This window comes from Nocardia sp. CA-129566, assembly GCF_050956075.1.
Lineage (GTDB): Bacteria > Actinomycetota > Actinomycetes > Mycobacteriales > Mycobacteriaceae > Nocardia.
Genome location: NZ_CP192085.1, coordinates 4,831,774 through 4,852,436 on the forward strand (window position 1 = coordinate 4,831,774; position 20,663 = coordinate 4,852,436).

The following is a 20,663-nucleotide window of genomic DNA, read 5'->3' on the forward strand; positions in this document are numbered from 1 at the left end:
CGGCTATGAACAGCCTCCGCGACCGTTGACACCCCATCAAGGCACCCAAGGGTGCGGTCAGCACCCCCGCCAAAACCTCGCAAGAGGTGGCGCCGATACCCACCCATGGGTTGCTATCGCCAACTGCGCACGGGACCGAATCTATTCATGTAGGCCGACGAAATCTCACATGAGGAAAGATAGGTATCCTTTGCATCTCATCGCCGTCGTTGTACTAACCGTGGTCACCGCCGGGTTCCTGGTGCGGTGGTTGGTGATTCCGGGGCGGCGCCGCAGCCTGGCCCATCGCCCGAAAGGGCCGCAGGATTGGCTGCCCGATCTCGATGGCGCACGAGTGCGTCCGATACGGCTGCGCGGCCCGTTCATCGCACTCACCGCGCTCTGGTCGGCACTGCTGACCACCGAGATCGCAACGAATCCGAACGCGAGCAATGCGCTGCTCTATATCTATTTCTTCGCGCTCACCGCTTCGGCCGTCAACCTCACGACGGTCCACCTCCAATGGCGGTTCGCGGACGGAATCCTCGACCATCTCGCGCACGGTGCAGGTAGGTGAATCATGGTCGTGGCCGCCATCGTGCTCATGCTGGTACCGATTGCTGTCGGATATGTGGTCGTGTGGCGATACATGCGTCCGGTCCGAGCGTTCGAATCTGCCGATAAAGGCGCGAATCGTGAAATCGGCCGCGCATTGAAGGCCCGCGAGCTAGCCCCGGACGCGACCGCCGAATCATGGATCCCGCGCCTCGAACAGGCGCAGCAAGCAGCCTCGCGCCAGCGCGTGCTCTACACCGGGCTCGTCGCGCTGTTCATGGTGCTGCTAGCCGGCGGTGTCGCAAGCGGTCTGCAGTCGACGGACTGGCGACTGTACTGGTATGCGGTGTCGATCGTCGCTTGGGGATGGACCGCATACATCGCACACCGCAACGCGCGCAGCGCCGATCATCTGCTGCACCAACTCGGTGAGCTCGCCGTGTGACCCGTCAGCTCCCGGTGAGCTCGCCCGGGCGCTCCTCATCCCCGTCGGTTTCCTGGTTTGTCGACGTGCTGTCATTTTGTCGGGCATGTCGGATGCCTCGCCATCCCAGTGGGAGTTGGACGCGGCCGGCCCGGATTTCGCCGATGAGTTGCGCATAGCCTTCACGGACCTCGCCGAGATGGACCCATGCCGAGTGCCGAAGGTCCTCGCAGTCGGAGTGCAGCACCGTCCACCACGCCTCGGCGTAGGTCTTCGCGACATGACTGATCACCTCACCGAAGGAGTGAGTGTGGCGCCGGGCGCACCGGCTGTGGCGGACGTAGAACGCCGCCCAAGAGTTGATCTTGTCGATAACCTTTGCGATATCCGCATGCAGGGCTGCCTCGGTGACGTCGGGTGGACGCCGCAGCGGATTCAGGACCGCCGAAATAAGGGCGGCGTGTAGATCACCCAGTTCTCGCGCCCACGCGATCAGCGGCAACGGCTCGGTGAGACGTCCGGCGATCGCGGCCAATAGTTGATCCGGCGCCAGCAGAAATGTCGCATCATCGGCCGGATCGTCCCGCTCATTCGCCGGATCATCCCGCGCCGCCGCCATACCCGCGTCCATGGTGCTCACACGTCCCTCAGCGCGGGCCGACGCCTCAGGCGCGCCAGGTCCTTCGTCGCCGAGTCACGGAGCCGAGTTGCCAGCGAATCATGTTGTGTGGCCGCGAAGTTCGTGGTCAGCGACGGCCATGTGGTGGACTTCGCCGGGGTTGTCCGCTCGGACTCGGTTGCCGTGATGCGGTGTATGGTGACCGGCTGGCAGCGAGGGCTGATGGACCACCCGCTGCGGCCGATGCTGACATAGCAATCACCACCTCGGGCGGTGCGCGTCGAGATGGTGGTGGCGTCGTCGGAAAGGCCGGTCATGCGCAGCGGGGATCGGATGGCGCGGTCGAGCGAGCGGTGATTACGGTCGGCGGCACGCACCGCTGGTTGGCGGCGCCAACACGACGGCCGCTACCAATAGCCCGCGGATTCCAGAGGCCGCGGGCGCAGGTTCGAATGTGGAGTTCGGATGCTCGTTGTTCGATGACCGCCTCGGCGGTATGGGCGTGCTTATTCATAGTTGATTGCTCGACTATTTCGAGATTAATGGTTGTTGCGGCGCGGTACGCCGCTGTGACTCGGCGCATAATGCTAGTACTGACTGCGCACTCAGTCAACGACTGGTCGATCAGTCAGTGGGTGCTAGAGTGTCCGGAAATTTTGGGCGAGGAGGGGCGGGATCGGTGAGTCGGCGTGCGGCGGGACCGGGCAAGTCGGATGCGATTCTCGACATTTTCACGCGCCATGTTGCCGAGAAGGGTTACGACGGGACCAGCTTCAGTGATGTCGCAAGTGAGTTGGGCATCTCTCAGGGCTTGATCGTGCATCATTACGGCACGAAGGCGCGGTTGCTGGATGCGCTGCATCTTGCCTATATGCGGCGTCGGATCGCTGAGGCAGAGCGCATTGTGTCGGAGTTTCCTACACCGACCGAGCAGCTGGCCGGGCTGTTGCACGCGGCCATCCTCTATCAGGTGCACGATCGAAATCGCACTGTCGCATTCCAGCGCGAGGTCGCGCGGTTCGCGCAGCAGGATGAGAATTCCGAGGGGCGCAAGCTACGAAGGCAGTACATCGGAATCCTGCACAGCTTGCTCGACGCGGGCACCGCGGCGGGTGAGTTCCGGGCCGTCGACACCAGTATCCGGAGCCTGCTCATCTTCGGATCCGCGCAATGGGCGTGGACATGGTTCGAGCCGGAAGGGCGCAGATCCGCCGCGCAGGTCGGTGCCGAACTGGTAGATCTCACTCTGGGATCTCTGCTGGTGAATCGGAAATCATTGCCGCGTCTCAGCGATCCCGACGGGGAGCTCGTTGCCACGGTCATCAAGATCATCACCGCTGCGGAGGTTACGCCGAAACAAGCGCCCGACAGATAACCCATGTTTCGCGAGACTCCCCAAATTGAGCTCTGCAATCTGCCCCGATATCGGAGGTGCGCGTTCGATACGCGGTGAAAACCTCTGCGCCAAAAGGTTGTTCGGGCAGTTCATATGTCCGCGGTCGAGGCGAGGCCAGTCGGCGATGCGGTCACATTTCACCGCCGCAGCCGCCGGTTTGCGCGGACGTTCCATGCAGGTGGACGTTCTATCTTCCTGGTAATGCAGCAAAGAGTCGTCCGTCGGCAAGGGAGGCGGCCCGGAAAGAATCGCAGCGGCTTTCAGCTCCTAGGACCGGTGATCGACCCGCTTCGCGATCACCGCAATTACTCCTTTTGTGGCGCAAGGAGTTCGGGTAGTCAGAACTGCGCACGGGCTGGGAGCGGGGGAGCGGTCCGGGCGATTTCTTCGAGTAACGAACTCGGTGGATCGCATTGGTCGGCGTCAGAGGGTCGCCTCTCAGACCATGTCTTACGCGGCCGATTTGGCCTTGCGCTCGATATGGGTGAGTGCCCCGGCACTGTCATTCCTGATACCTCGCGCGGGCCGTCTCGACCTCGTCCATGTGGTGTTCGGCCCAGGTCTTGATGGCCTGCATGACCGGCAGCAGCGAGCGCCCTAGCGGGGTGAGTTCGTAGTCGACCCGCATCGGCACGGTCGGCTGCACTGTGCGGGTGATCAGGCCGTCGCGTTCCAGGTTGCGCAGCGTCTGGGTGAGCATCTTCTGGCTGACGCTGGCCAGCCGCCGCTGCAGGTCGCTGTAGCGCTGCGGCCCGTCGGCCAGCGCGTTGACCGCCAGGCTCACCCACTTGTCGGAGATCCGGTCCAGCAGTTTGCGGGCGGGACATTCGGCCAGGTAGGCATCGTAGGCGGCGCCGCGCTCGGCGCGCAGCTGCGCCGCGGTGCGGGTGGGCATCTATAACCTCCGGGTGCGGTGGGCACTTCGAAGTGCGTACTTCCTATCGAAGAGTAACTCTCCGACAGTGGTGTACATGAGCAGAGCAGAGACGATGCGAGCCGTAGTGGCCCGCGGGTACGGCGGACCCGAGGTGTTGCAAATCATCGACGTGGCGATTCCAGAGCCGGGCCCCGGCCAGGTCCGGATCAAGGTGGAGGCCGCCACCGTCAACCCCGTCGACCTGGTCACCCGCTCGGGCGCGCTGGTCGAGGCCGGACTGATGGCCCCGCGCGACATCACCGGGATCGGCTGGGATGTCGCCGGCACGATCGACCAGCTGGGCCCGGGCGTCGACGGGTTCGCTGTCGGGCAGACGGCGATCGGCCTGCGCGACCTGCTCGACGTCTCGCTCGGCGCATACGCCGACTATGTGGTGCTCGACGCCACCGCCGCGGCTCCCGCCCCGGCTGGGCTGTCCGCTGTCGAGGCGGCCACCTTGCCGCTCAACGGTCTCACCGCCGTCCAGTCGCTCGACCTGCTCGGCCTGTCCGAAGGCGACACGCTCCTGGTAGCAGGCGCGACCGGCGCCGTTGGCGGCTTCGCCGTGGAACTCGCGGCACAGCAGGGCATTCGGGTAATCGCCCAGGGTGCCGATTCGGACTTCCTCCACTCCATCGGCGCGCACTGGACACTTCCACGCGACGCCGACCTCGCCGCGGAGGCACGCCGCCTCGTCCCGGGCGGCGTACACGCCGCACTCGACACCGCCGGCATCGGCATCCGCGCCCTCGCCGCCGTCCGCAACCGCGGCTGTTTCGTCACCGTCGTCGGCGGTGCGGCCCCGATCCCGTTGCGCGGCATCACCGTCCGCCACGAATGGATCCACGCCGACGGCCGAGCCCTCGCCCGTTTCGCGGAACAGAAGCTCACCACGCGCGTCGCCGACACCCTCGCGCTCCGCGCCGCCGCCGAAGCCCACACCCGCCTTGCCGCGGGCCACCTTCCCGGTCGCCTCGTCCTGACGCCGTGACCTGCGGCGGGCAGCAGGCAGCGCGACAGCCGAAACTCCCCGCAGCAACGGCGCTTCGATGTCCGGACACCGTGTCTCACGGCGGCTATTCATTCCCGACATGTGGAAATAGTTGTGCTGCACGATGTTCAGTCCGGGCGATGCGCCCCCATTGCGATTGATGCCGGACGAGTTGTGGGAGTTTGTCGAGCCTTTGCTGCCCGAATTCCGCCTGCGTCCGCAGCGCGGCGGCACCGCTCCGGTGGCTCAGCGGGCGCACTGCGGCGATGGGGCCGCGACCCCGGCGTCGCTGTCCGGATCGTCCACAACGGCGCCGAATCGTCGCAGCGGCCGGGCCGCCACCGGTGGGTCATCGCGCGAACGATGTGGCGGATGAGTGGCTGCCACCGGCTCATGCGACACGGTCTCAGGCGAGGTCAGCGGGCTGATGGTCCGGATCATCGAGGTGGAAGCGCCGTCGAATATCAGGGCGCTCCAGCAACTTCGGCGGGTACCCGGGGCCGGGCCGTGGGGTGACATCGTTCGACGCCAGCGGTTGCTTGCAGTGTGAGCACACGACCTCCGCGTCGGCGTCGTGGCCGCAGGTGTCGTGTCGTGCGACGATGGGCGGGCCGGCCGCTCCGGCAAGCCAGCGGTCACCCCATGCGGTCATGGTCGCGATGACGCCATAGAAGTCGCGGCCGGATTCGGTGAGCAGGTACTCGTGGCGCACGGGCATGGTCTCGTATACGCGCCTGTCCATGAGTCCGGCCTCGACCAGCCGACGCAGCCGCTCCGAAAGGGTGTTGCGCGCGATGCCGAGTTCTTGCTGGAACTCGTCGAAGCGGCGGATGCCGTAGAAGGCCTCGCGCAGGACCAGTGGCGTCCACCAGTCGCCGAGCAGATCCATCGTGCGGGCCAAGGAGCAGGGCCAGTTCGCCAACGAGGTCCGTTTCATGCGGTCATCCTAATGGGTCTTTCATTGAGACTCAGCTGTTCAATGTATCGGTCAGGTATTGCGCTGGTAAGTCTATCTACGCAACTATGGACGTCAACGGATGGAGGGAGATTCTTGTGGAGTGGACCGGGCAGAAGTACGCGGACACCCCGACCGTGGCGGTGCAGACCTACATCGATGCGCCGCCGGATCGGGTGTGGCGGTGGGTGAGCGATATCCACCTCATGCCGCGCCTGAGCGCCGAACTGCGCGCCGTCGAGTGGCTCGACGGCGCGACCGCCCCTGCGGTGGGCGCGCGGTTCAGCGGGCAGAACGCGCACGAGGCGCTGGGATCCTGGGAGACGATCAGCACCATCGTCGAATTCGATCCGGAGCGCAGCTTCGCCTGGGCGGTCGGCGACCCCGAATACCCCTCCAGCATTTGGCGTTTCACGCTGCAGCCCGAAGGTCCGGGCACGGTCCTCGAACAATGGACGCAGATGGGCCCGGCCCGCTCCGGGCTCAGCTACGCCATCGACGCCAGCCCCGATAAGGAGCAGAAGATCGTCTTCGTCCGGCTGCGCGAATTCGAGACCGGTATGAAAGCCAATCTGGCCGCCATCAAGGATCTGGTGGAGGGTGCGGCGTAATGCGTACGGCCACAACGATCGAAGGCTCCGGGATCGGCTGGCATGAGCTCACCGAATTCGTCGTCGAAGCCGAGAAGCTCGGTCTGGATATCTGCTGGGTGGCCGAGGCCTGGGGCACCGACGCGGCCACGCCGCTGGGCTTCCTGGCGGCGCGCACCGAGCGAATCCTGCTGGGCTCCGGCGTCATTCAGCTCGGCACCCGATCCCCGGTGCTCATCGCCCAGACGGCCATGACCCTGGCCCAGCTTTCCGAGGGGCGTTTCCTGCTCGGTCTCGGCGCGTCAGGTCCCCAGGTCATCGAGGGTCTGCACGGTGTTCCGTTCGCGCGCCCGCTGACCCGCATGCGCGAAACCGTGCAGATCATCCGAGACGTCTTCACCGGCGACAAAATCACCTACCAGGGTGATCATTTCACCATTCCGCTGCCCGGCGGCGAGGGCCGTCCGATGCGGCTGAGCATGCAACCCATCGCAGTGCCGATCTATCTCGCCACACTGTCGCCGAAGATGCTGGAACTCACCGGCGAGATCGCCGACGGATGGTTGGGCACCAGCTTCATCCCCGAGGGCGCGCACGCCTACTTCACTCACCTCGACGCCGGGCTGGCCCGATCCGGACGCACCCGCACCGATCTCGATATCTGCCAGGGCGCGGAGATCAATATCGTCGCCGATGAAGCCCAACTCGCGGCCGTCGTCGGCAGTCGCAAGAAGGAGCTCGCCTTCTCCCTCGGCGGGATGGGTTCCGGATCCACCAACTACTACAACAACGCCTACAGCCGCCAAGGTTGGGCCGACGTCGCCGCTCGCGTGCGCGAGTGCTGGCAGAACGGCGACCGCGACGGTGCCACGGCCCTCATCACCGACGAAATGGTCATGGCAACAACGCTGATCGGCACCGAGGACATGGTCCGCGACCGCCTGCGCACCTGGCGCGACACCGGCGTCGACACCGTTCGCCTCTACCCCGCGGGCGACACCCTGCACGCGCGCCTCGACAACCTCGGCCGCGGAATCGATGCGGTTCGTGGAATTGGAGATCGCGCGTAAGCGTCCCGGACGCGTTTGCGCCTCGTCGTGCACACGCTACGCCGGCAGTCCGGCCCGGCGCCGGGCCACGGCGGCGACGGCGACCCAGTCCTTATCGCCGTCGCCGTGGGCGAGGGCGTCGAGGAAGGCGTCGCGCAGCACGCTGCCGAATGGCAGCGGGACGTTCGCTGCCGCGCCGGCGGTGAGGGCGAGATCGACGTCCTTGAGACCCAGTGGCAGCCGGAAGCCGGCTGGTTCGTAGCGGCGTTCGGCGACCATCGCGCCGTAGCCGGAATAGATCGGCCCGGGAAACAGTGTGCCGCTGAGCATTTCGACCAGGTCGGTGGGCCGGACACCGTGCGACTCCGCCAAACTGCACGCCTCGGCCATGGACTCGATGGCGCAGGCGATCAGAAAGTTGACGCTGATCTTGGCGGCGTTGGCGTGGCTGGCGCGGGTGCCGAAATGCCAGGTGCGCCGGCCCATCGCGGACAGCAGCGGCGCTGCCTTCGCCAGCGCCGTCTCGGCACCGGCGGCGAGAATGTTCAGTTCGCCGGCGGCGGCTACCTGGGGCCGGCCGAGGACGGGCGCGGCGACGTACCCCATGCTGTGCTCGGTGTGCATGGTCTCGGCCCGCTCGGCAAGTGCGATCGAGACCGTCGCCATATTGAGGTGCACCGCTGCCTTCGCACCGGCCAACAGCGTCGGGTCGAGCAGCAACTGCTCGACGGCCCGGTCGTCCGCCAGCATCGAGACGACCGCCTCGGCGGCGAACACGTCAGCGAGCCGTCCGGCCGCGTCGGCGCCCTGTGCGACCAGCGCGGCGACCGGCTCGGGGGAGCGGTTCCAGACCAGGAGCCGATGGCCTGCCCGGAGCAGGCTGGCGGCCATGCCCTGCCCCATCGCGCCGAGCCCGATGAAACCAACTGTCATTCCAGTCATCGCACACTCCTCGTTGTCGTCCTCGGCCGATCGAACGGCGGCCATTATCTGATCGAAGGCCCGTGCAGCTGGGCCGGTGCAGACCGAGCCTGATTCATCGTCCCTCTTGCCCGATATCGCCGCGGATGTGGCATCGGACGGCCAGGTTCCCGACCTCGGCGTGCCGAACCGCCATCGGTGCTGGTCAGCGGTAGCGTTGCTGATCCGACGCCCCCGAGAAGAGCGGAACCGACATGCCGGAAGACGTTGCGGGCGAGGATCACCAGGGCCGAATGAACCGCCGGACGGCGCTCGGTGCCGGCGCCGCCGCACTCGGCGGCGCCGGGGTGGGCGGCGCGTTGGCCACGCACCTGCTGAGCATCGACATCGGCGCCGCCCCACCGCAGCTGGGCACCGGCCGAATCGATCGGGTCCGGGACGGCGAACATCCGGCGTGCGAGCTGGTCAGCCCAGCCGACGGTGTTGCGAGCGGGCATCGCCGGTCACTGCATCCGGATAGCTGATAGGCGAAAGGTGTGGTGCCGTCCTGGCGGGGTAGGCAATCGATCGAGAGCCCGGCATCTCGCTTTCGCCTGTCACCGCGGTGACGGCGGTTCATGCTCGAAGGGGATCCTCGCCGTAGCAAAGGAGCTGATATGTCCACCATCCATTTCACGGAGACGACGACCGCGACGCCCGAGCAGTTCGTCTCGGCGCTGACCGATTTCGGGCCGGGGCGCTCGCAGGTGTTCGGCAACAGCACCGATGAATATCTCGAGGTGCACGCCCAGGGCCGCAGCGAGGCCGATGTCACCGAGGGCTCGCGCGGTATCTGGGAACGGCTGCACTACGACTGGTCGGATCCCGATCACGTCGTCATGACGACCACCGACTCCAATGTGTGGGGCGGGCACTCGGGCCACACGTACACCTTCGCTCGTCGGCCCGACGGGAAGACCGATATGGATGTTGTGGTGGTGCGTGAGGGCAAGAACCTCAGGGGCCGGGTGCTCGGGGTGGTGGTCGGCACGGTTGGCAAGCGTGTGCTGAGGCAGGCGCTGGAAAACAGCGTCAAGGCCGTCGAGGCCCGCAACCGCGGCACCGGAACCGCGCAACGCCCATGACCTCGTAATAGCGCTCGGGCGAACTGCGCATAGCCGTTCGTGTCATGTGTGGGTGCCGCCGCGAAGCCAGTCGGCCCAGGGGACGCTCCAATCGCCGTTCTGCCAGATGTCGAGCGGGTCGCCGCCGGTGTTGCGGACCTCGACGACGTCGCCGGGAACGACGAAGTCGTAGAACCACGCGGCATCGTTGGGGGAGATGTTCAGACAGCCGTGTGAAACGTTGGTGTTGCCCTGGGCCCACACAGTTGCGGCCAGTTCGTGCACGAAGATTCCGTCGTGGCTGATGCGGACCGCGTGGTTGATGCTCGTGCGGTAGCCTCCGGAGCTGGCCGGCAGGCCGTAGCTGGCGGAGTCCATGATCACCGGGTCGTTTCGGTCCAGCACGGTGTAGATGCCGGGGCGGGTCCAGAACGACAGATATCTGCCGCCGACGACCGCGGTGCCGCCCTTGCCCATCGATGTGGGCATGGTGCGCACCAGGTTTCCGTTGTCGAAGACCTCGATCTGTTTGGTGTCGTCGTCGGCGATCGCGACGTGGGCGGGGCCGATGATCACCGACACCCGTTGGTTGCGCAGGCCGTAGCGGCCCTCGCCGAGCGCGAGTCCGAACAGTTCGGCCTCGATCGTGATCCTGGTTCCCGGCGCGTGATAGTGCTCCGGCCGCCAGTGTGCGTTCTGATCGTCGAGCCAGTACCAGGCGCCGGTGACAGCGGGCTGGGTGGTGACCGTCATGTGGCGTTCCGCGACCGCCCGGTCGACGGGTCCGTCGAAATGGGCGACGAGCACGAAACCCACTCCGTAGGTGTCGTTTTCGGCCAGCTCGACGAGATTGGCGGAGCGCAGGGAGACGTCGACGAGCTGTTGCGGTGTCACCGTTGCGCAGGTCGCCGTCGCGACGACGTCGCCGGCTTCGCCTTGCGCCACGGCTTTCGCGGTGTAGGTGTGTCCGTAGCCGAGTGGTTCGGCGCTGGTCCAGGTTCGATGATCGGGTGCCGGTGCGCCCGGCAGTGATCGGCCGGTTTCGTCGATCCATTCGACCGACCGCAGCGTCCCGTCGGTGACCGTGACCGTGCCGGGGCTGCGCGCATCGACGTCGTGGGTGCCGGATGGAGGATCGAATCGGAGTGTGGCGGGTTTGGGGGGCGCGGGTTCTCGCCCGCATCCGGCCAGGGCTAGGCCACCCGCACTGGCGAAGCCGATCAGCAGCCGACGACGTCCCAATGCCACTACGTATCTCCCTTCGCTGGGTGCAGCAGGGTCGACCTCTGCCCGCCAGCATGTGATAGCTACGCGCTTGCTGAGACGGCAACGAGCAGAATCGCCACCGATCCGTCGCACAACCGACACCGTTCCGCGATCGATCCGGCTGCTCGGGCTGGACGGTCATGGATGGTTGCGGTACCCGGACGGCCACCAGTCCGCTGGCGCGAAGTGCCAGCTGAACACCGGCTCAGGGCCGCACGACGGTGACCAGGCTGATCAATGACTGCTCGGCGGCCGGAGTGTGGCCGAGGTCGCGGATGTAGTCGTTGAGGTAAACGCGCTCACCCGTCCAACCGCGGTTGGTGAACCACTCGGTGACCTCACCGCGGGGTTCGTTGTAGATCAACCGCACCCAATCCGAGCCCGCGTCGTCCTGTTCGGCCATCGCGGCGGCGGCCTCCGCGGGCAGCGGATCCATCTGCTCGATCGCGACCCGACTCCCGGATGCGCTCAGCGAGACGATGGCGTCGAACAGCTGGTCCTGTGCGACCGGCGACAGGTAGATCAGCAAGCCCTCCACCAGCCACGCGGTCGGCACGCACGGATCGAAGCCGCTGTCGCACAACGCTTTCGGCCAGTCCGCACGCAGGTCCACCGGTACCTCATGGCGCTCGGCGATCGGCTGACGCCCGGCCTGCGCGAGAGTTGTGTGCTTGAACTCCAGCACCTGCGGCCGGTCCAGCTCGTAGACGACGGTGCCATCGGGCCACGGCAGCCGGTACGCGCGGGCGTCCAGACCGGCCGCGAGGATAACTACCTGCCGGATGCCGGCCGCCGCGGCCGCGTGGAGGTAATCGTCGAAGTACCGGGTGCGGGTGAGCTGATGCTGCTGGAACTGAATGCCGAATTCGGGGGTCAGCAATGGATGGTCGGGCACTCGACCGTCGAGCAGATCGGCCCACTCGCCACCCGCGGCCCGCACGAAGAGCTCGGCAAACGGGTCCTCCGCCGGCGCATCGGCCGTGCGGCCACCCAGCGCACGAGCCGCCGCAACGAACAACGCCGTAGATCCCACACCGGTATTGATGTCCCAGGAATCTCCATTGGTCCGCATACTCGCCAACGTACCGACCGTGGCGAGATCGGTCATTCCAGCGCACCGCGACAGCGGAAGTCTCCATGCATCAACCTCTGGGCCTTTACCGACATCGGTTTCGAGTCGACCACCGTGACTTCGATCCGGCAGCAGTGGAGCCGTCCACGGACGCCCGGTCAATAGGGTCTGCCAGTGCCATCGCATGTTTGCTGTGCGATTGCGAGCGCTCATCCGATGGAGTCGGAGAGGACCGGGAGTACCTCTTCCTGCCAAGTCTTCCAGTTGTGAATTCCGAATTCGGGAAAGTCATAGACCACGTTGGTGGAGTTCAGCGATGCCATGCGAGCCTGAAACGCTCTGGTCTGCACCCAGGCCAGCGCTTCCAGCCCATGCCGATCAGGGTGACCAATGTCGGTGCATCCGTGGTTGTTGGGCGGTAGGCGATGACCACGAAGCAGGGCGTGGTCAGGTGTCGGCCGGAGACTCGACATGGTCGAAATCGATTGTGCTGATCCAGGGTTCGCCGAGGCCATCATCTGCCGCCGGATCGGCGAGCTCGAGTGTCGATTGGACGCGCTCGATCATCAGCGCGGACAGGAATCGGAGGGCGAGCCCAACGGGGGTGCTGTTGGGACTCCCGGGTTGTTCGCCGGTGTCGGACTCGTCGTCACGCAGGTGACCGAAATCGGGTTTGCAGGTGGTGATTCCTGATGTATACGAGCACTGATCACCCACCAGGCAATGGCCGCCATGACCATGATGACGACGATCCACGTCAATCCGAGCTTGCGGGTTTGTGGTTGTGAGGTCGGATTGATCCGTGTGGTGGCCAGCCTGGATGGGTCCGGAGTGGCTGTGGATGTGGGTGCCGCGTCGAGCGCGGCTCGTGCCGCCGCGGCCAAATCCCCAGCTGTGCGATAACGATCGTCCGGATATTTCGCCATCCCGCGCGCGATGACCGCATCGAATGCGGAAGGAACCGTTGCCGATGCGGACGGTCGTGGCGGCGGCGCATGCAGATGTGCGGTGATCTGCTGCTCGACACTCTCACCCGGGAACGGCTGGGAGCCTGTCAAGCATTGGTACAGAACACAAGCCAGAGAGTACACATCCGAGCGGGCATCACAGGTGCCGTGCTGGAGTCGTTCCGGTGCCGTGTAGGCGAAACTGCCGATCGCCGCACCCGTGGTGGTCAAGCTGGATTCGCCGCTGACGACGGCAATACCGAAATCGATGAGATACGCGAAATCACCCGCGGTGATCAGGATATTCGAAGGCTTCACATCGCGGTGCACGAGCCCGGCCCGATGCGCCGCGTCCAGGGCTGAACCGACCTGCCGGATGTATGTCACCGCAGTGTCGTTCGCTATCGGCCCGGCAGCGAGCAGGGCGGCGATATCGTGCCCCTCGACCAACCTCATATCCAAATACAGGCGCCCGTCGATCTCACCGTAGTCGTGGATCGGGATGACGTGCGGTTCGCTCAACCTTGCCGCGGCGTGCGCCTCGCGCCGGAATCGCTCGCGATATTTCGGGTCGTGCGCCAGATGTTGCGACAGCACTTTGAGCGCTACCACGCGATCGGTCCCGGTGTCGTAGGCCCGATAGACCTGACCCATCCCACCCGCACCGAGTAACTCGAGGAGCCGGTACCGCCCGAATGGAGTGCCATCCACGCTGTACGACTACCACACCCAAGCCCTGGGCTCTACCGAATCAAGCCTTCCGCAACAACATTCGTAGCGCTCGTCGAGAACAATCCGGATCCCGCCTACCGCGGGAGTGCACTCGCCGCCATGGCCGCGACCGCTACTGTGGCCCGCACGAACGGTCGACCGGCTCGGGCGCCGCCGGTGCTTCGTCGACTTGGCGTCTGTAACCATCGCCCCAGCCTCATATCCCACGGCGCACGCACTGCAACGTGACCATCGACAATCCCTGAACGCATTGCTGCGCACAGAACATGTTGCACCGCAGCATGTTCGAAGCATGAACATCGTCCGCGAGCTGGTCGGGCACCTGATACGTAGGTCCCGCCGCGACCTGACAACCGGCGACTTGGCCCGCCTTGCTCGACGGGTCGGCGCCGTTCCAGCGTAGCCGCCCCGCATACAGCCGCCATTGCGAGCAGGCTGACACGATGGAGCGATGAACGACGAGGGAAATCCCGTCCTGTACGCCATCGTCACCGGATCGCCGGCCGCTAACGACGTAGGCAAACTGGTCGACCTGGCCCAAGCCGACGGGTGGGATGTATGCGTCATCGCATCCCCATTCGGCCTTCGATTCATCGACGCCGACGCCTTGGCCGCGAAGACGGGACACCCCGTGCGCAGCCAATACAAAGAACCCGGCACGCCCGACGTGCTCCCACCCGCTGATGCCATGATCGCAGCACCGATCACCGCCAATTCGTTGGCCAAATGGGCGGCTGGAATCTCCGACACCCTCGCACTCGGCCTGCTGGTAGAGGCTGTCGGCAAGGGGCTGCCCGTCGTTGCTGTGCCGTTCTCCAATCAGGCTCACCTCGGTTTCCCCGCAATCCAGGACGCGATCGGGAAGCTGTCCGGATGGGGCGTGACCATGGTGACCATGCAGCCCCACGAGCCAGGGAACGACGCGAGCCAGATCCCGCTCTTCCCATGGAAACCAGCCTGGCAGGCTCTGCTGGATCCACTTCAACCGGCGATAGGATTGAAGTCGCAGTCCGCGACGACTCCTTGCCGGGGCGAAAGCGATGTGGGGTAAGCGCGAGGACATGATTGTGCGGGGACGGCTGCCGTTCAACGCCGAGCCGCCGCCATCGGTGCTGGCGAGCAGCGAGATTACCGCGGTGGACGCGTTCTATGCGCGCAATCACGGTCCGTTCCCCGACATCCCCGCCGAGCAGTGGCGGTTGAGCGTCGATGGACAGGTCGACAATCCACTCACCGTGACCTACGACCAGCTGACCACCGGTTTTGAGCAACACAGCGTGGTAGCGACGCTGGCGTGTGCCGGCAACCGGCGCGCTGAACTGGTGGCGGTGCGCCCGATCCCCGGCAAGGAGCCATGGGAGCACGGTGCGATCTCGACCGCCGAGTGGGCCGGGCCCAGGCTGGCCGATGTACTGCAGGCGGCCGGGGTGCACCACGATGACCGCCTGCACGTCGCATTCGCTGCGCCCGACGTGGCCCAAGAGGCCCGGCCGGTCCAGTCCTACGGCAGCTCCATCCCGCTGTCCAAGGCGCTGGGGGAGGAGGTGTTGTTGGCCTGGCAGATGAATTCTCAGCCACTTCCGCGCGTGCACGGTGGCCCGGTGCGTGTGCTGGTGCCCGGCTACATCGGGGCTCGCAGCGTCAAATGGGTCACTGCCGTCACCGTGCAACCCGTCCCATCACAGAACTATTTTCAGGCCCTCGACTACCGTATTCTTCCGCCCGAGGCCGACCCAGAGGCGGTCGCACCCGGCGAGGGCATCTCACTCTCGTCGCTGCCGCTAAACTGCGACATCCTCGTGCCCACCGAGGGCGATCAGATTCCGCGTGGCTCTCGTACCGTCCGTGGATGGGCAATCGCCGGCGACGGCCACGGCATCGAACAGGTCGAGGTCTCCGTCGACGACGGCCGCAGCTGGCGGCAGGCCGACCTGCACCCCGCACCCAGCCGGTGGGCATGGCGGCCATGGTCACTGACCGTCGACATGCGACCCGGGCCACTGAATATCACCGCGCGCGCCTGGGACGACACCGGAGCCACTCAACCCGAATCCCCAGCATCCATCTGGAACCCCCGCGGATACAGCAATAACGCCTGGGCCCACATCGAACTGACGATCCTGTAACGCGGTGACGGCCGCAATCGCCTCCGGTCGATCAAGATCGAGACAGCTGAGCTGGTTGCCGCAAGCACCTCACGCGCCACCACCAGCTGAACTGGGAAGTCCAGCAGCACGGTATGCACGTCTGGATCGGCGTGCGCGGTGTCGAAGTACGAGCGCAGCGCTTGACCAACGGTGATCTCGTCAATCCAGCCCAGTCGTTCGCTCCTGGTCGCGGTTCCTGCTGCACAACTTCCGCCTGTACCCGAATCGGAAGCTGCCGCGCGGTTCGGACCGGGTGAACCGGCCACCGACCCGGGCAATCAACGAATCCAACTCGGCCGCAATGCGATCCGACACCACAAGTCAGATCTACCAGCACGGACTCAGCCGAGTGCCGCTGCAGCACCAACCCCAAACCTTGATCAACTTCTACGCGCCCGGGAAGCGCCTGATCGGCGCGACCACATTCCGGACGAGCTTGCCCCCTTGGCCGCCATCGCGAGCGCGGCCCGGGGCCGACAGGCTCGATCAGCCGATCGGTGGTGCGAGGTATTCCAGCGCATAACCGTCGCCGGAGCGGGTTACGCGGGCGATGCCGGGCGAGTCGAGGTGGGCGCCGGCTACGAAGTGGTGTGGTTGGGTCAGTTGTTCGAGGAGGGCCGCTCGCGCGGCGCGGGCCTGGGACTGGTTGCCGTCGAGCTCCCAGGACACGTTCGGCTGATCGAATTGGAGCGTGGGAACGTGAACGGTGTCGCCCCAGGCGAGAAGGTGGCCGGTGTCGCTCCTGACGTCGTAGACGGTGTGACCGGGTGTGTGGCCCGGTGTCGGGATCGCGGTGATCCAGTCATTGATCGCGACCTTCTCCGACACGGGTACGACGCGGTCGCGGATCGGCTCGAGCCGCCCAGTGAACACCGAGGTGTCGCCCACGCCGATCCACACGCGCTCGAGTTTGGGGAACGCCTCTGAACCGTCCGGCGCGATCAGTCCGCTCACGTGGTCTTCGTGCTTGTGGGTGATGGCCACATCGGTGACATGCGCGCGGTCGATTCCCGCTTCGTCGAGCGCGTCGTAGATCAATCCCATGGTGGGGTCGTGCCAGGCGTTGGATGCGCCGGTGTCGATGAGAACCGACCGCGTGCCGTCGGTGACGAAGAAGGCGTTGACCGACAGCCGCAAGTTGTCGCCGGCCAGCGGCACGGCGGCTGGCAGGTCATCGAGCGTGCGCCCATCCTCGTCGCGGAGCCGTGTCGGCGGCATGTCGATGTACCCATCTCGCAACGAGATCACCTGCAGATCGCCGAATTCGAACGTGGCATGGTGCTGGCCACTCGAGATCAAACGCATGGAACCTCCGTCGTGTTGGGCGCATATCGCGTGTCTCCTATAGAAGACTCTATCTTCTATAGGAGAACCATACACTATGGGCACGAGATACCCATCGATCGAGGAGCACGGTGGCCGAGCAAGACGAAAACGCGACCGAACCACAGCACGGTGACGACCTGGCCGGCGCGTTCGGCGGTAACGTGCGGCGACGCCGCGAGGAGGCGGGCCTGACGCTGGAGCAGCTGTCTACACAGTCGTCGGTCAGCCGGGCGATGCTGTCCAAGGTCGAACGCGGTGAGAAGAGCCCGACGATCGGCGTCGCGTCCAGGATCGCCCACGCGCTCGACGCGTCGCTCTCGGACCTGATCGGTGGGGCAGCTGCTGCCGCGTCTGGTGTGGCCGTTGTCATGCGCAAGAACGATCGCCCCGTTTTCCGCGACCCGGAAACCGGCTTCGAGCGGCACATGGTGTCAGCGGCCCCGGGCGCGGGAGGAGCCGAGATGGTCGTCCACTACCTCCCCGCTCAGGTCTCTACCGGGCTGCTACCCGCGTATCCGACGGGTACCGAGAAACAACTCGTGGTGCTCGAAGGCACCCTCACCGTCGCGATCGGCGGGATCAACGAGACCCTGCACCCAGGCGACTCCCTGTTCTTCCAGGCCGACGCGGACCACGGCTTCGCCAACCGAACGAACGCTCCCTGCGAATACATCATGGTCATCTCGCGCAGAACCTGAGCGGCCGCAGCTATCGCCCAAGGAGCACGACGGAGAACGCAAGATCGTCCAAACAGAAGCGACCCGGTTAGGCCTATGGTGCAGCCATGTTGCTCGGAACAAGAACGCGGTCTGCTACGGAGCAGCCGGTTCGGCCGAGTCGTTCCGGGTGTTTGTGGGGGTGCAGCCCTACGCATCGCCCGGCGGGCTGCGGCCCACGCGAAACGCTCGGCTGGGATACCCCAGCCGAGCGTCTGGCAAGGTTCGTGTCCATCACCGACCGGCAGCGGTGTTGCGCCGACCCCGGAAATCCTGTGACGACTCGCAGGGACCTATGCGGCGACCGACGTGAGGCGGAGATGATCCTCGATATCGGCGGGTGAGCCGGTGTAGTGGAGAACGCGCAGGCCGAGGCGAGCGGCGGCTTCGCAGTTGTCGGCACGATCGTCGACGAACAGGACGCGGCCGGGATCGCGAACTCCGGTCGCGGCGAGTGCATTTCGGTAGGTGTCGGGGTGGGGTTTGTTCATGCCGAGCCGGGCCGAGTAGAGGGCGTCGGTCATCAGCGTGCGCCAGTCTGAGGCGTCGAGGGCATCGCTGACCGGATGAGGTGCGTTGGAGAGCAACACCATCGGGAGTTCTGCCCGCCTGGCATGGCGGAGGAGTGCGACGACGCGGTCGTCGGTCCGGGTCCACAGCGCGGTGTCGACGGCACGCAATCGGGTGAGCAGTTCCGGCTCCGGGCGATGGCCGAGCACGGCGGTCCAGAAGTCCGCGTCGTCGAACTCGCCGGAATCGTAGGGTTCGCGGGCGCTCCAGAAAGCATTCTCGAAGAGTCCGAGCTGGTCTGCGTGCCATCCGGCGAGTTCGGCCAGCCTGCTCCACATGGGAACGGTGGGCTGCAGGCCGATGACGCCGTTGTAGTCGAAGATGACCGCGTCGAGTTCCGCGGGCTGGTGAGATAGTGCGCTTACCACCGGTTCTCCAAGGCTTTGATGGGACAGGGCAGCCACGCCTGCGGTGAGCAGGGCGGGGCAGGGGCCGCCGCCGACTTCGCCGTCGAGAATTGCCGCGAAGTCGGCTGCGTGGGTATGACGATTCCCGCCTGCTTCCATGACGAAAGAGGCGCACATACTGTGGATCGAAGGAAGGTTCTGCGAGTCAAAGACTGAAGGTGAGGCGCGACGCTGCGCGAACAAGCCGAAACCTACCAAGGGGTACGGCAAGCTACCACTTGGAACGGGTCTTGGTGATCGGCTCCACAAGCCGCCGTCCGAAGGTCTTACCGGCGCGGTAGCCGCCACCGCCTTTGGCCGCATGTTCTTCGAAATCCCCGGCGCGATAGCCGAATCGAGCGCACCCCGAACGCACCCGCGACGGGTACCGGTGCCACGCCCGCCGAAACCGGTCGGCTGACGCGGCGGCCCTTATTGCTCCGACAGCCGCCGGGTCGCCTGCCGCTGGTGGTCGGCGGCTTCGGAGAGGGAGTCGGCGAGCGCGGCCAGTTCCGGGTCGTCTTAGCGGGTGACCAGATCCATCGAGTCCGTCACGTAGCAGTCGAACAGCCGATTTCCGGCGCCGATACGAATGTGAAGCTGCTGGATCGGTAAACCGGATCGGGTCACTGGCTGGTTCACGTTCATGCCTCGCTGTGCGCGGCGGGTACGGGCTCGGTCTGTTCGGCGGCGCGGTGGATGCCGCGCAGGAGCAGGACGGCGGCGGCCACCACCAATGGCGCTGGGGTGGGCTCGACGATGAGTGCGCACACGCTGCCCCAAGCCAGCACCATCCACGCCAGGAAGGCCGGCGGGACGACGCCGCGCCGGTCCATCCACACCACGACCAGGCCGACGATCAGCAGCGGCAGGCCGAACCCTGCCGGGTTGCCCCAAAAGGCGTGGGCCGGCAGGGTGTCCTCTGCCCAGTGGCCCCACAGCTGCAGCGACAGCCAGTCCTTGAAGTAGGCATGGCTGAGCAATAATCCGGTAGCGAGATGCCCGGCGCCGATGAACGCGATGATGCGTCCAGACCATGTGATCATTTGATTGACACTCCTATTCCTTTTTCAGCGGGTGCTGTAACCGCGTGTGCCGCAACAGATCAACGGCTCGGCAGCGCTGTCCCGAAGGTCCGCCCGCGGCCTGCAATTTCGCGAGCATGACGGGGAAATCACCAGGCCCGACTCCGGGGTTCGGAACGCCCACACGTCCTCGACGGTGAAGTCAGGACCGATGTCGTGGATCCGCCGTGGCGGCGGCCGGTCACGGGGAGTCTCATCGATATGTCCTTCCCAGCGGTTGTCGGTTCGCGAATGCGCGCCCCGACTGATATACGGCAACGTATAACATGGAGGTTAGACCCGTTATACGGTGGCGTATAGAGCTGAGAAGATGTGAAAGGAGTCATGTTATGGGTGTGGCCCGCACGCCGCGCGAGGCGTGGATCGAGCAGGGCTTGCGGACGCTGGCCGCCAGCGGCGAGGAGGCGGTCCGTATCGAGGTGCTTGCCAAGGCGCTCGGCGTGACCAAAGGCGGGTTCTACGGCTACTTCGCCGATCGCAACGCGCTGCTGGCCGCGCTGGTGGACACGTGGGAGCGTGAGAGCATCGACGAGGTGCTCGAGGCCGTGCGACGCGAGGACGACGCACGCGACAAGATCGCCCTGGCCGGCCGATTGACCCTGTCCAGCGATCGTCTGCTGGGGGTCGACCTCGCGATCCGCAGCTGGGCCCGCCACGACGAGGCGGTCGCCGAGCGGCTGCGGCGGGTCGACAACCAGCGCATGAATCTGGCGCGCGAGATGATCGGCACCTTCTGCTCCGACCCCGACGAAGTCGAGGCCCGCAGCCTACTCGCGTTCTGTCTGGCGATCGGAAACCAATTCCTCGCCGCCGACCACAACGGCCGTACCCGCGACGAGGTCCGCGCCCGCGCATCAGCGATCGTGCTCAACCGCCCCTTCAAGCCCGACACCGGAGCCAGTTCGTGAGACTTCCCCT

General features: G+C 65.8%; 22 protein-coding genes. 12 read left to right on the forward strand and 10 right to left on the reverse strand.

The features are described 5' to 3' along the window. Positions 1 to 169 precede the first annotated feature (169 nt). Both ACQP0C_RS20925 and ACQP0C_RS20930 read left to right on the forward strand, forming a co-directional pair. Positions 170 to 556, forward strand: coding sequence for a hypothetical protein (locus tag ACQP0C_RS20925; protein ID WP_433722234.1), 387 nt, complete (start codon positions 170 to 172; stop codon positions 554 to 556). A 3-nt stretch (positions 557 to 559) separates the two neighbouring features. Next, positions 560 to 979 (forward strand): hypothetical protein, encoded by a 420-nt coding sequence (locus ACQP0C_RS20930; RefSeq protein ID WP_433722236.1) that lies wholly within the window; start codon positions 560 to 562, stop codon positions 977 to 979. A gap of 4 nt (positions 980 to 983) precedes the next feature. Here ACQP0C_RS20930 and ACQP0C_RS20935 read toward each other — a convergent pair whose 3' ends face one another. Continuing rightward, positions 984 to 1,598 carry a hypothetical protein gene (locus tag ACQP0C_RS20935; RefSeq protein ID WP_433722238.1) on the reverse strand — a complete coding sequence of 205 codons (615 nt, stop codon included), beginning with the start codon at positions 1,596 to 1,598 and terminating at the stop codon, positions 984 to 986. Between the two features lie 499 nt (positions 1,599 to 2,097). Here ACQP0C_RS20935 and ACQP0C_RS20940 point away from each other — a divergent pair, with 499 nt between their 5' ends. Further along, a complete protein-coding gene (locus ACQP0C_RS20940) occupies positions 2,098 to 2,952 on the forward strand; it encodes a TetR/AcrR family transcriptional regulator (protein ID WP_433722239.1) in 855 nt (284 codons plus the stop codon). Positions 2,953 to 3,475: 523 nt separating this feature from the next. On the opposite strand, the gene ACQP0C_RS20945 is transcribed toward ACQP0C_RS20940, so the two are convergent. Continuing rightward, positions 3,476 to 3,868 carry a winged helix-turn-helix transcriptional regulator gene (locus tag ACQP0C_RS20945; RefSeq protein ID WP_433722240.1) on the reverse strand — a complete coding sequence of 131 codons (393 nt, stop codon included), beginning with the start codon at positions 3,866 to 3,868 and terminating at the stop codon, positions 3,476 to 3,478. Positions 3,869 to 3,944: 76 nt separating this feature from the next. Here ACQP0C_RS20945 and ACQP0C_RS20950 point away from each other — a divergent pair, with 76 nt between their 5' ends. Continuing rightward, positions 3,945 to 4,880, forward strand: coding sequence for an NADP-dependent oxidoreductase (locus ACQP0C_RS20950; protein WP_433722242.1), 936 nt, complete (start codon positions 3,945 to 3,947; stop codon positions 4,878 to 4,880). A gap of 406 nt (positions 4,881 to 5,286) precedes the next feature. Here ACQP0C_RS20950 and ACQP0C_RS20955 read toward each other — a convergent pair whose 3' ends face one another. After that, complete coding sequence (locus ACQP0C_RS20955; protein WP_433722244.1) at positions 5,287 to 5,817, reverse strand: winged helix-turn-helix transcriptional regulator; 531 nt, start codon at positions 5,815 to 5,817, stop codon at positions 5,287 to 5,289. A gap of 116 nt (positions 5,818 to 5,933) precedes the next feature. On the opposite strand from ACQP0C_RS20955, the gene ACQP0C_RS20960 reads away from it, so the two are divergent. After that, entirely contained in the window at positions 5,934 to 6,446 is a 513-nt protein-coding gene (locus ACQP0C_RS20960) for an SRPBCC family protein (RefSeq protein ID WP_433722246.1), read from the forward strand. Beyond that, entirely contained in the window at positions 6,446 to 7,495 is a 1,050-nt protein-coding gene (locus tag ACQP0C_RS20965) for an LLM class flavin-dependent oxidoreductase (RefSeq protein WP_433722248.1), read from the forward strand. The genes ACQP0C_RS20960 and ACQP0C_RS20965 overlap by 1 nt, the downstream gene beginning before the upstream one ends. A gap of 36 nt (positions 7,496 to 7,531) precedes the next feature. Here ACQP0C_RS20965 and ACQP0C_RS20970 read toward each other — a convergent pair whose 3' ends face one another. After that, positions 7,532 to 8,461: an NAD(P)-dependent oxidoreductase gene (locus ACQP0C_RS20970; protein ID WP_433722250.1), complete on the reverse strand. Its 930-nt coding sequence runs from the start codon at positions 8,459 to 8,461 to the stop codon at positions 7,532 to 7,534. A gap of 188 nt (positions 8,462 to 8,649) precedes the next feature. Between ACQP0C_RS20970 and ACQP0C_RS20975 the strand changes: the two genes are divergently transcribed. Together ACQP0C_RS20975 and ACQP0C_RS20980 are read left to right on the forward strand one after the other, a co-directional pair. Next, on the forward strand, positions 8,650 to 8,919 hold the full coding sequence (locus ACQP0C_RS20975; protein WP_433722252.1) for a hypothetical protein: 270 nt from the start codon (positions 8,650 to 8,652) through the stop codon (positions 8,917 to 8,919). 132 nt (positions 8,920 to 9,051) lie between these two features. Then, entirely contained in the window at positions 9,052 to 9,519 is a 468-nt protein-coding gene (locus tag ACQP0C_RS20980) for a hypothetical protein (RefSeq protein WP_433722254.1), read from the forward strand. Between the two features lie 42 nt (positions 9,520 to 9,561). Here the strand turns inward: ACQP0C_RS20980 and ACQP0C_RS20985 are convergent, their stop codons facing one another. From ACQP0C_RS20985 to ACQP0C_RS20995, 3 genes are all read right to left on the reverse strand, one after another. Continuing rightward, positions 9,562 to 10,746 (reverse strand): Ig-like domain-containing protein, encoded by a 1,185-nt coding sequence (locus tag ACQP0C_RS20985; protein ID WP_433722256.1) that lies wholly within the window; start codon positions 10,744 to 10,746, stop codon positions 9,562 to 9,564. A 223-nt stretch (positions 10,747 to 10,969) separates the two neighbouring features. Further along, positions 10,970 to 11,836, reverse strand: coding sequence for a class I SAM-dependent methyltransferase (locus ACQP0C_RS20990; RefSeq protein ID WP_433734607.1), 867 nt, complete (start codon positions 11,834 to 11,836; stop codon positions 10,970 to 10,972). 566 nt (positions 11,837 to 12,402) lie between these two features. Next, positions 12,403 to 13,494, reverse strand: a complete 1,092-nt coding sequence (locus ACQP0C_RS20995; RefSeq protein ID WP_433722258.1) for a serine/threonine-protein kinase — start codon at positions 13,492 to 13,494, stop codon at positions 12,403 to 12,405. Between the two features lie 472 nt (positions 13,495 to 13,966). Here ACQP0C_RS20995 and ACQP0C_RS21000 point away from each other — a divergent pair, with 472 nt between their 5' ends. Both ACQP0C_RS21000 and ACQP0C_RS21005 read left to right on the forward strand, forming a co-directional pair. After that, entirely contained in the window at positions 13,967 to 14,566 is a 600-nt protein-coding gene (locus tag ACQP0C_RS21000) for a flavoprotein (protein ID WP_433722260.1), read from the forward strand. Continuing rightward, positions 14,556 to 15,641, forward strand: a complete 1,086-nt coding sequence (locus ACQP0C_RS21005; RefSeq protein ID WP_433722262.1) for a sulfite oxidase — start codon at positions 14,556 to 14,558, stop codon at positions 15,639 to 15,641. Before ACQP0C_RS21000 ends, ACQP0C_RS21005 begins: the two co-directional genes overlap by 11 nt. 507 nt (positions 15,642 to 16,148) lie before the next feature. Here the strand turns inward: ACQP0C_RS21005 and ACQP0C_RS21010 are convergent. Next, positions 16,149 to 16,820, reverse strand: coding sequence for an MBL fold metallo-hydrolase (locus ACQP0C_RS21010; RefSeq protein WP_433722264.1), 672 nt, complete (start codon positions 16,818 to 16,820; stop codon positions 16,149 to 16,151). 257 nt (positions 16,821 to 17,077) lie between these two features. On the opposite strand from ACQP0C_RS21010, the gene ACQP0C_RS21015 reads away from it, so the two are divergent. Then, complete coding sequence (locus ACQP0C_RS21015; RefSeq protein ID WP_433722266.1) at positions 17,078 to 17,686, forward strand: helix-turn-helix domain-containing protein; 609 nt, start codon at positions 17,078 to 17,080, stop codon at positions 17,684 to 17,686. A gap of 311 nt (positions 17,687 to 17,997) precedes the next feature. Here the strand turns inward: ACQP0C_RS21015 and ACQP0C_RS21020 are convergent, their stop codons facing one another. After that, positions 17,998 to 18,864, reverse strand: a complete 867-nt coding sequence (locus ACQP0C_RS21020; protein ID WP_433722268.1) for an HAD family hydrolase — start codon at positions 18,862 to 18,864, stop codon at positions 17,998 to 18,000. A 440-nt stretch (positions 18,865 to 19,304) separates the two neighbouring features. Further along, positions 19,305 to 19,706: a DUF6463 family protein gene (locus ACQP0C_RS21025; RefSeq protein WP_433722270.1), complete on the reverse strand. Its 402-nt coding sequence runs from the start codon at positions 19,704 to 19,706 to the stop codon at positions 19,305 to 19,307. 368 nt (positions 19,707 to 20,074) lie between these two features. Between ACQP0C_RS21025 and ACQP0C_RS21030 the strand changes: the two genes are divergently transcribed. Continuing rightward, positions 20,075 to 20,653 carry a TetR/AcrR family transcriptional regulator gene (locus ACQP0C_RS21030; RefSeq protein ID WP_433722272.1) on the forward strand — a complete coding sequence of 193 codons (579 nt, stop codon included), beginning with the start codon at positions 20,075 to 20,077 and terminating at the stop codon, positions 20,651 to 20,653. The last annotated feature ends 10 nt before the right edge of the window (positions 20,654 to 20,663 follow it).

Excerpts from the sequence above, each read along its gene's own strand:
- ACQP0C_RS20925 (WP_433722234.1), top strand. The coding sequence starts at position 170 with ATGAGGAAAGATAGGTATCCTTTGCATCTCATCGCCGTCGTTGTACTA.
- ACQP0C_RS20930 (WP_433722236.1), top strand. The coding sequence starts at position 560 with ATGGTCGTGGCCGCCATCGTGCTCATGCTGGTACCGATTGCTGTCGGA.
- ACQP0C_RS20945 (WP_433722240.1), bottom strand. The coding sequence starts at position 3,868 with ATGCCCACCCGCACCGCGGCGCAGCTGCGCGCCGAGCGCGGCGCCGCC.
- ACQP0C_RS20950 (WP_433722242.1), top strand. The coding sequence starts at position 3,945 with ATGAGCAGAGCAGAGACGATGCGAGCCGTAGTGGCCCGCGGGTACGGC.
- ACQP0C_RS20955 (WP_433722244.1), bottom strand. The coding sequence starts at position 5,817 with ATGAAACGGACCTCGTTGGCGAACTGGCCCTGCTCCTTGGCCCGCACG.
- ACQP0C_RS20965 (WP_433722248.1), top strand. The coding sequence starts at position 6,446 with ATGCGTACGGCCACAACGATCGAAGGCTCCGGGATCGGCTGGCATGAG.
- ACQP0C_RS20970 (WP_433722250.1), bottom strand. The coding sequence starts at position 8,461 with ATGGCCGCCGTTCGATCGGCCGAGGACGACAACGAGGAGTGTGCGATG.
- ACQP0C_RS20975 (WP_433722252.1), top strand. The coding sequence starts at position 8,650 with ATGCCGGAAGACGTTGCGGGCGAGGATCACCAGGGCCGAATGAACCGC.
- ACQP0C_RS20980 (WP_433722254.1), top strand. The coding sequence starts at position 9,052 with ATGTCCACCATCCATTTCACGGAGACGACGACCGCGACGCCCGAGCAG.
- ACQP0C_RS20990 (WP_433734607.1), bottom strand. The coding sequence starts at position 11,836 with ATGCGGACCAATGGAGATTCCTGGGACATCAATACCGGTGTGGGATCT.
- ACQP0C_RS21000 (WP_433722260.1), top strand. The coding sequence starts at position 13,967 with ATGAACGACGAGGGAAATCCCGTCCTGTACGCCATCGTCACCGGATCG.
- ACQP0C_RS21005 (WP_433722262.1), top strand. The coding sequence starts at position 14,556 with ATGTGGGGTAAGCGCGAGGACATGATTGTGCGGGGACGGCTGCCGTTC.
- ACQP0C_RS21025 (WP_433722270.1), bottom strand. The coding sequence starts at position 19,706 with ATGATCACATGGTCTGGACGCATCATCGCGTTCATCGGCGCCGGGCAT.
- ACQP0C_RS21030 (WP_433722272.1), top strand. The coding sequence starts at position 20,075 with ATGGGTGTGGCCCGCACGCCGCGCGAGGCGTGGATCGAGCAGGGCTTG.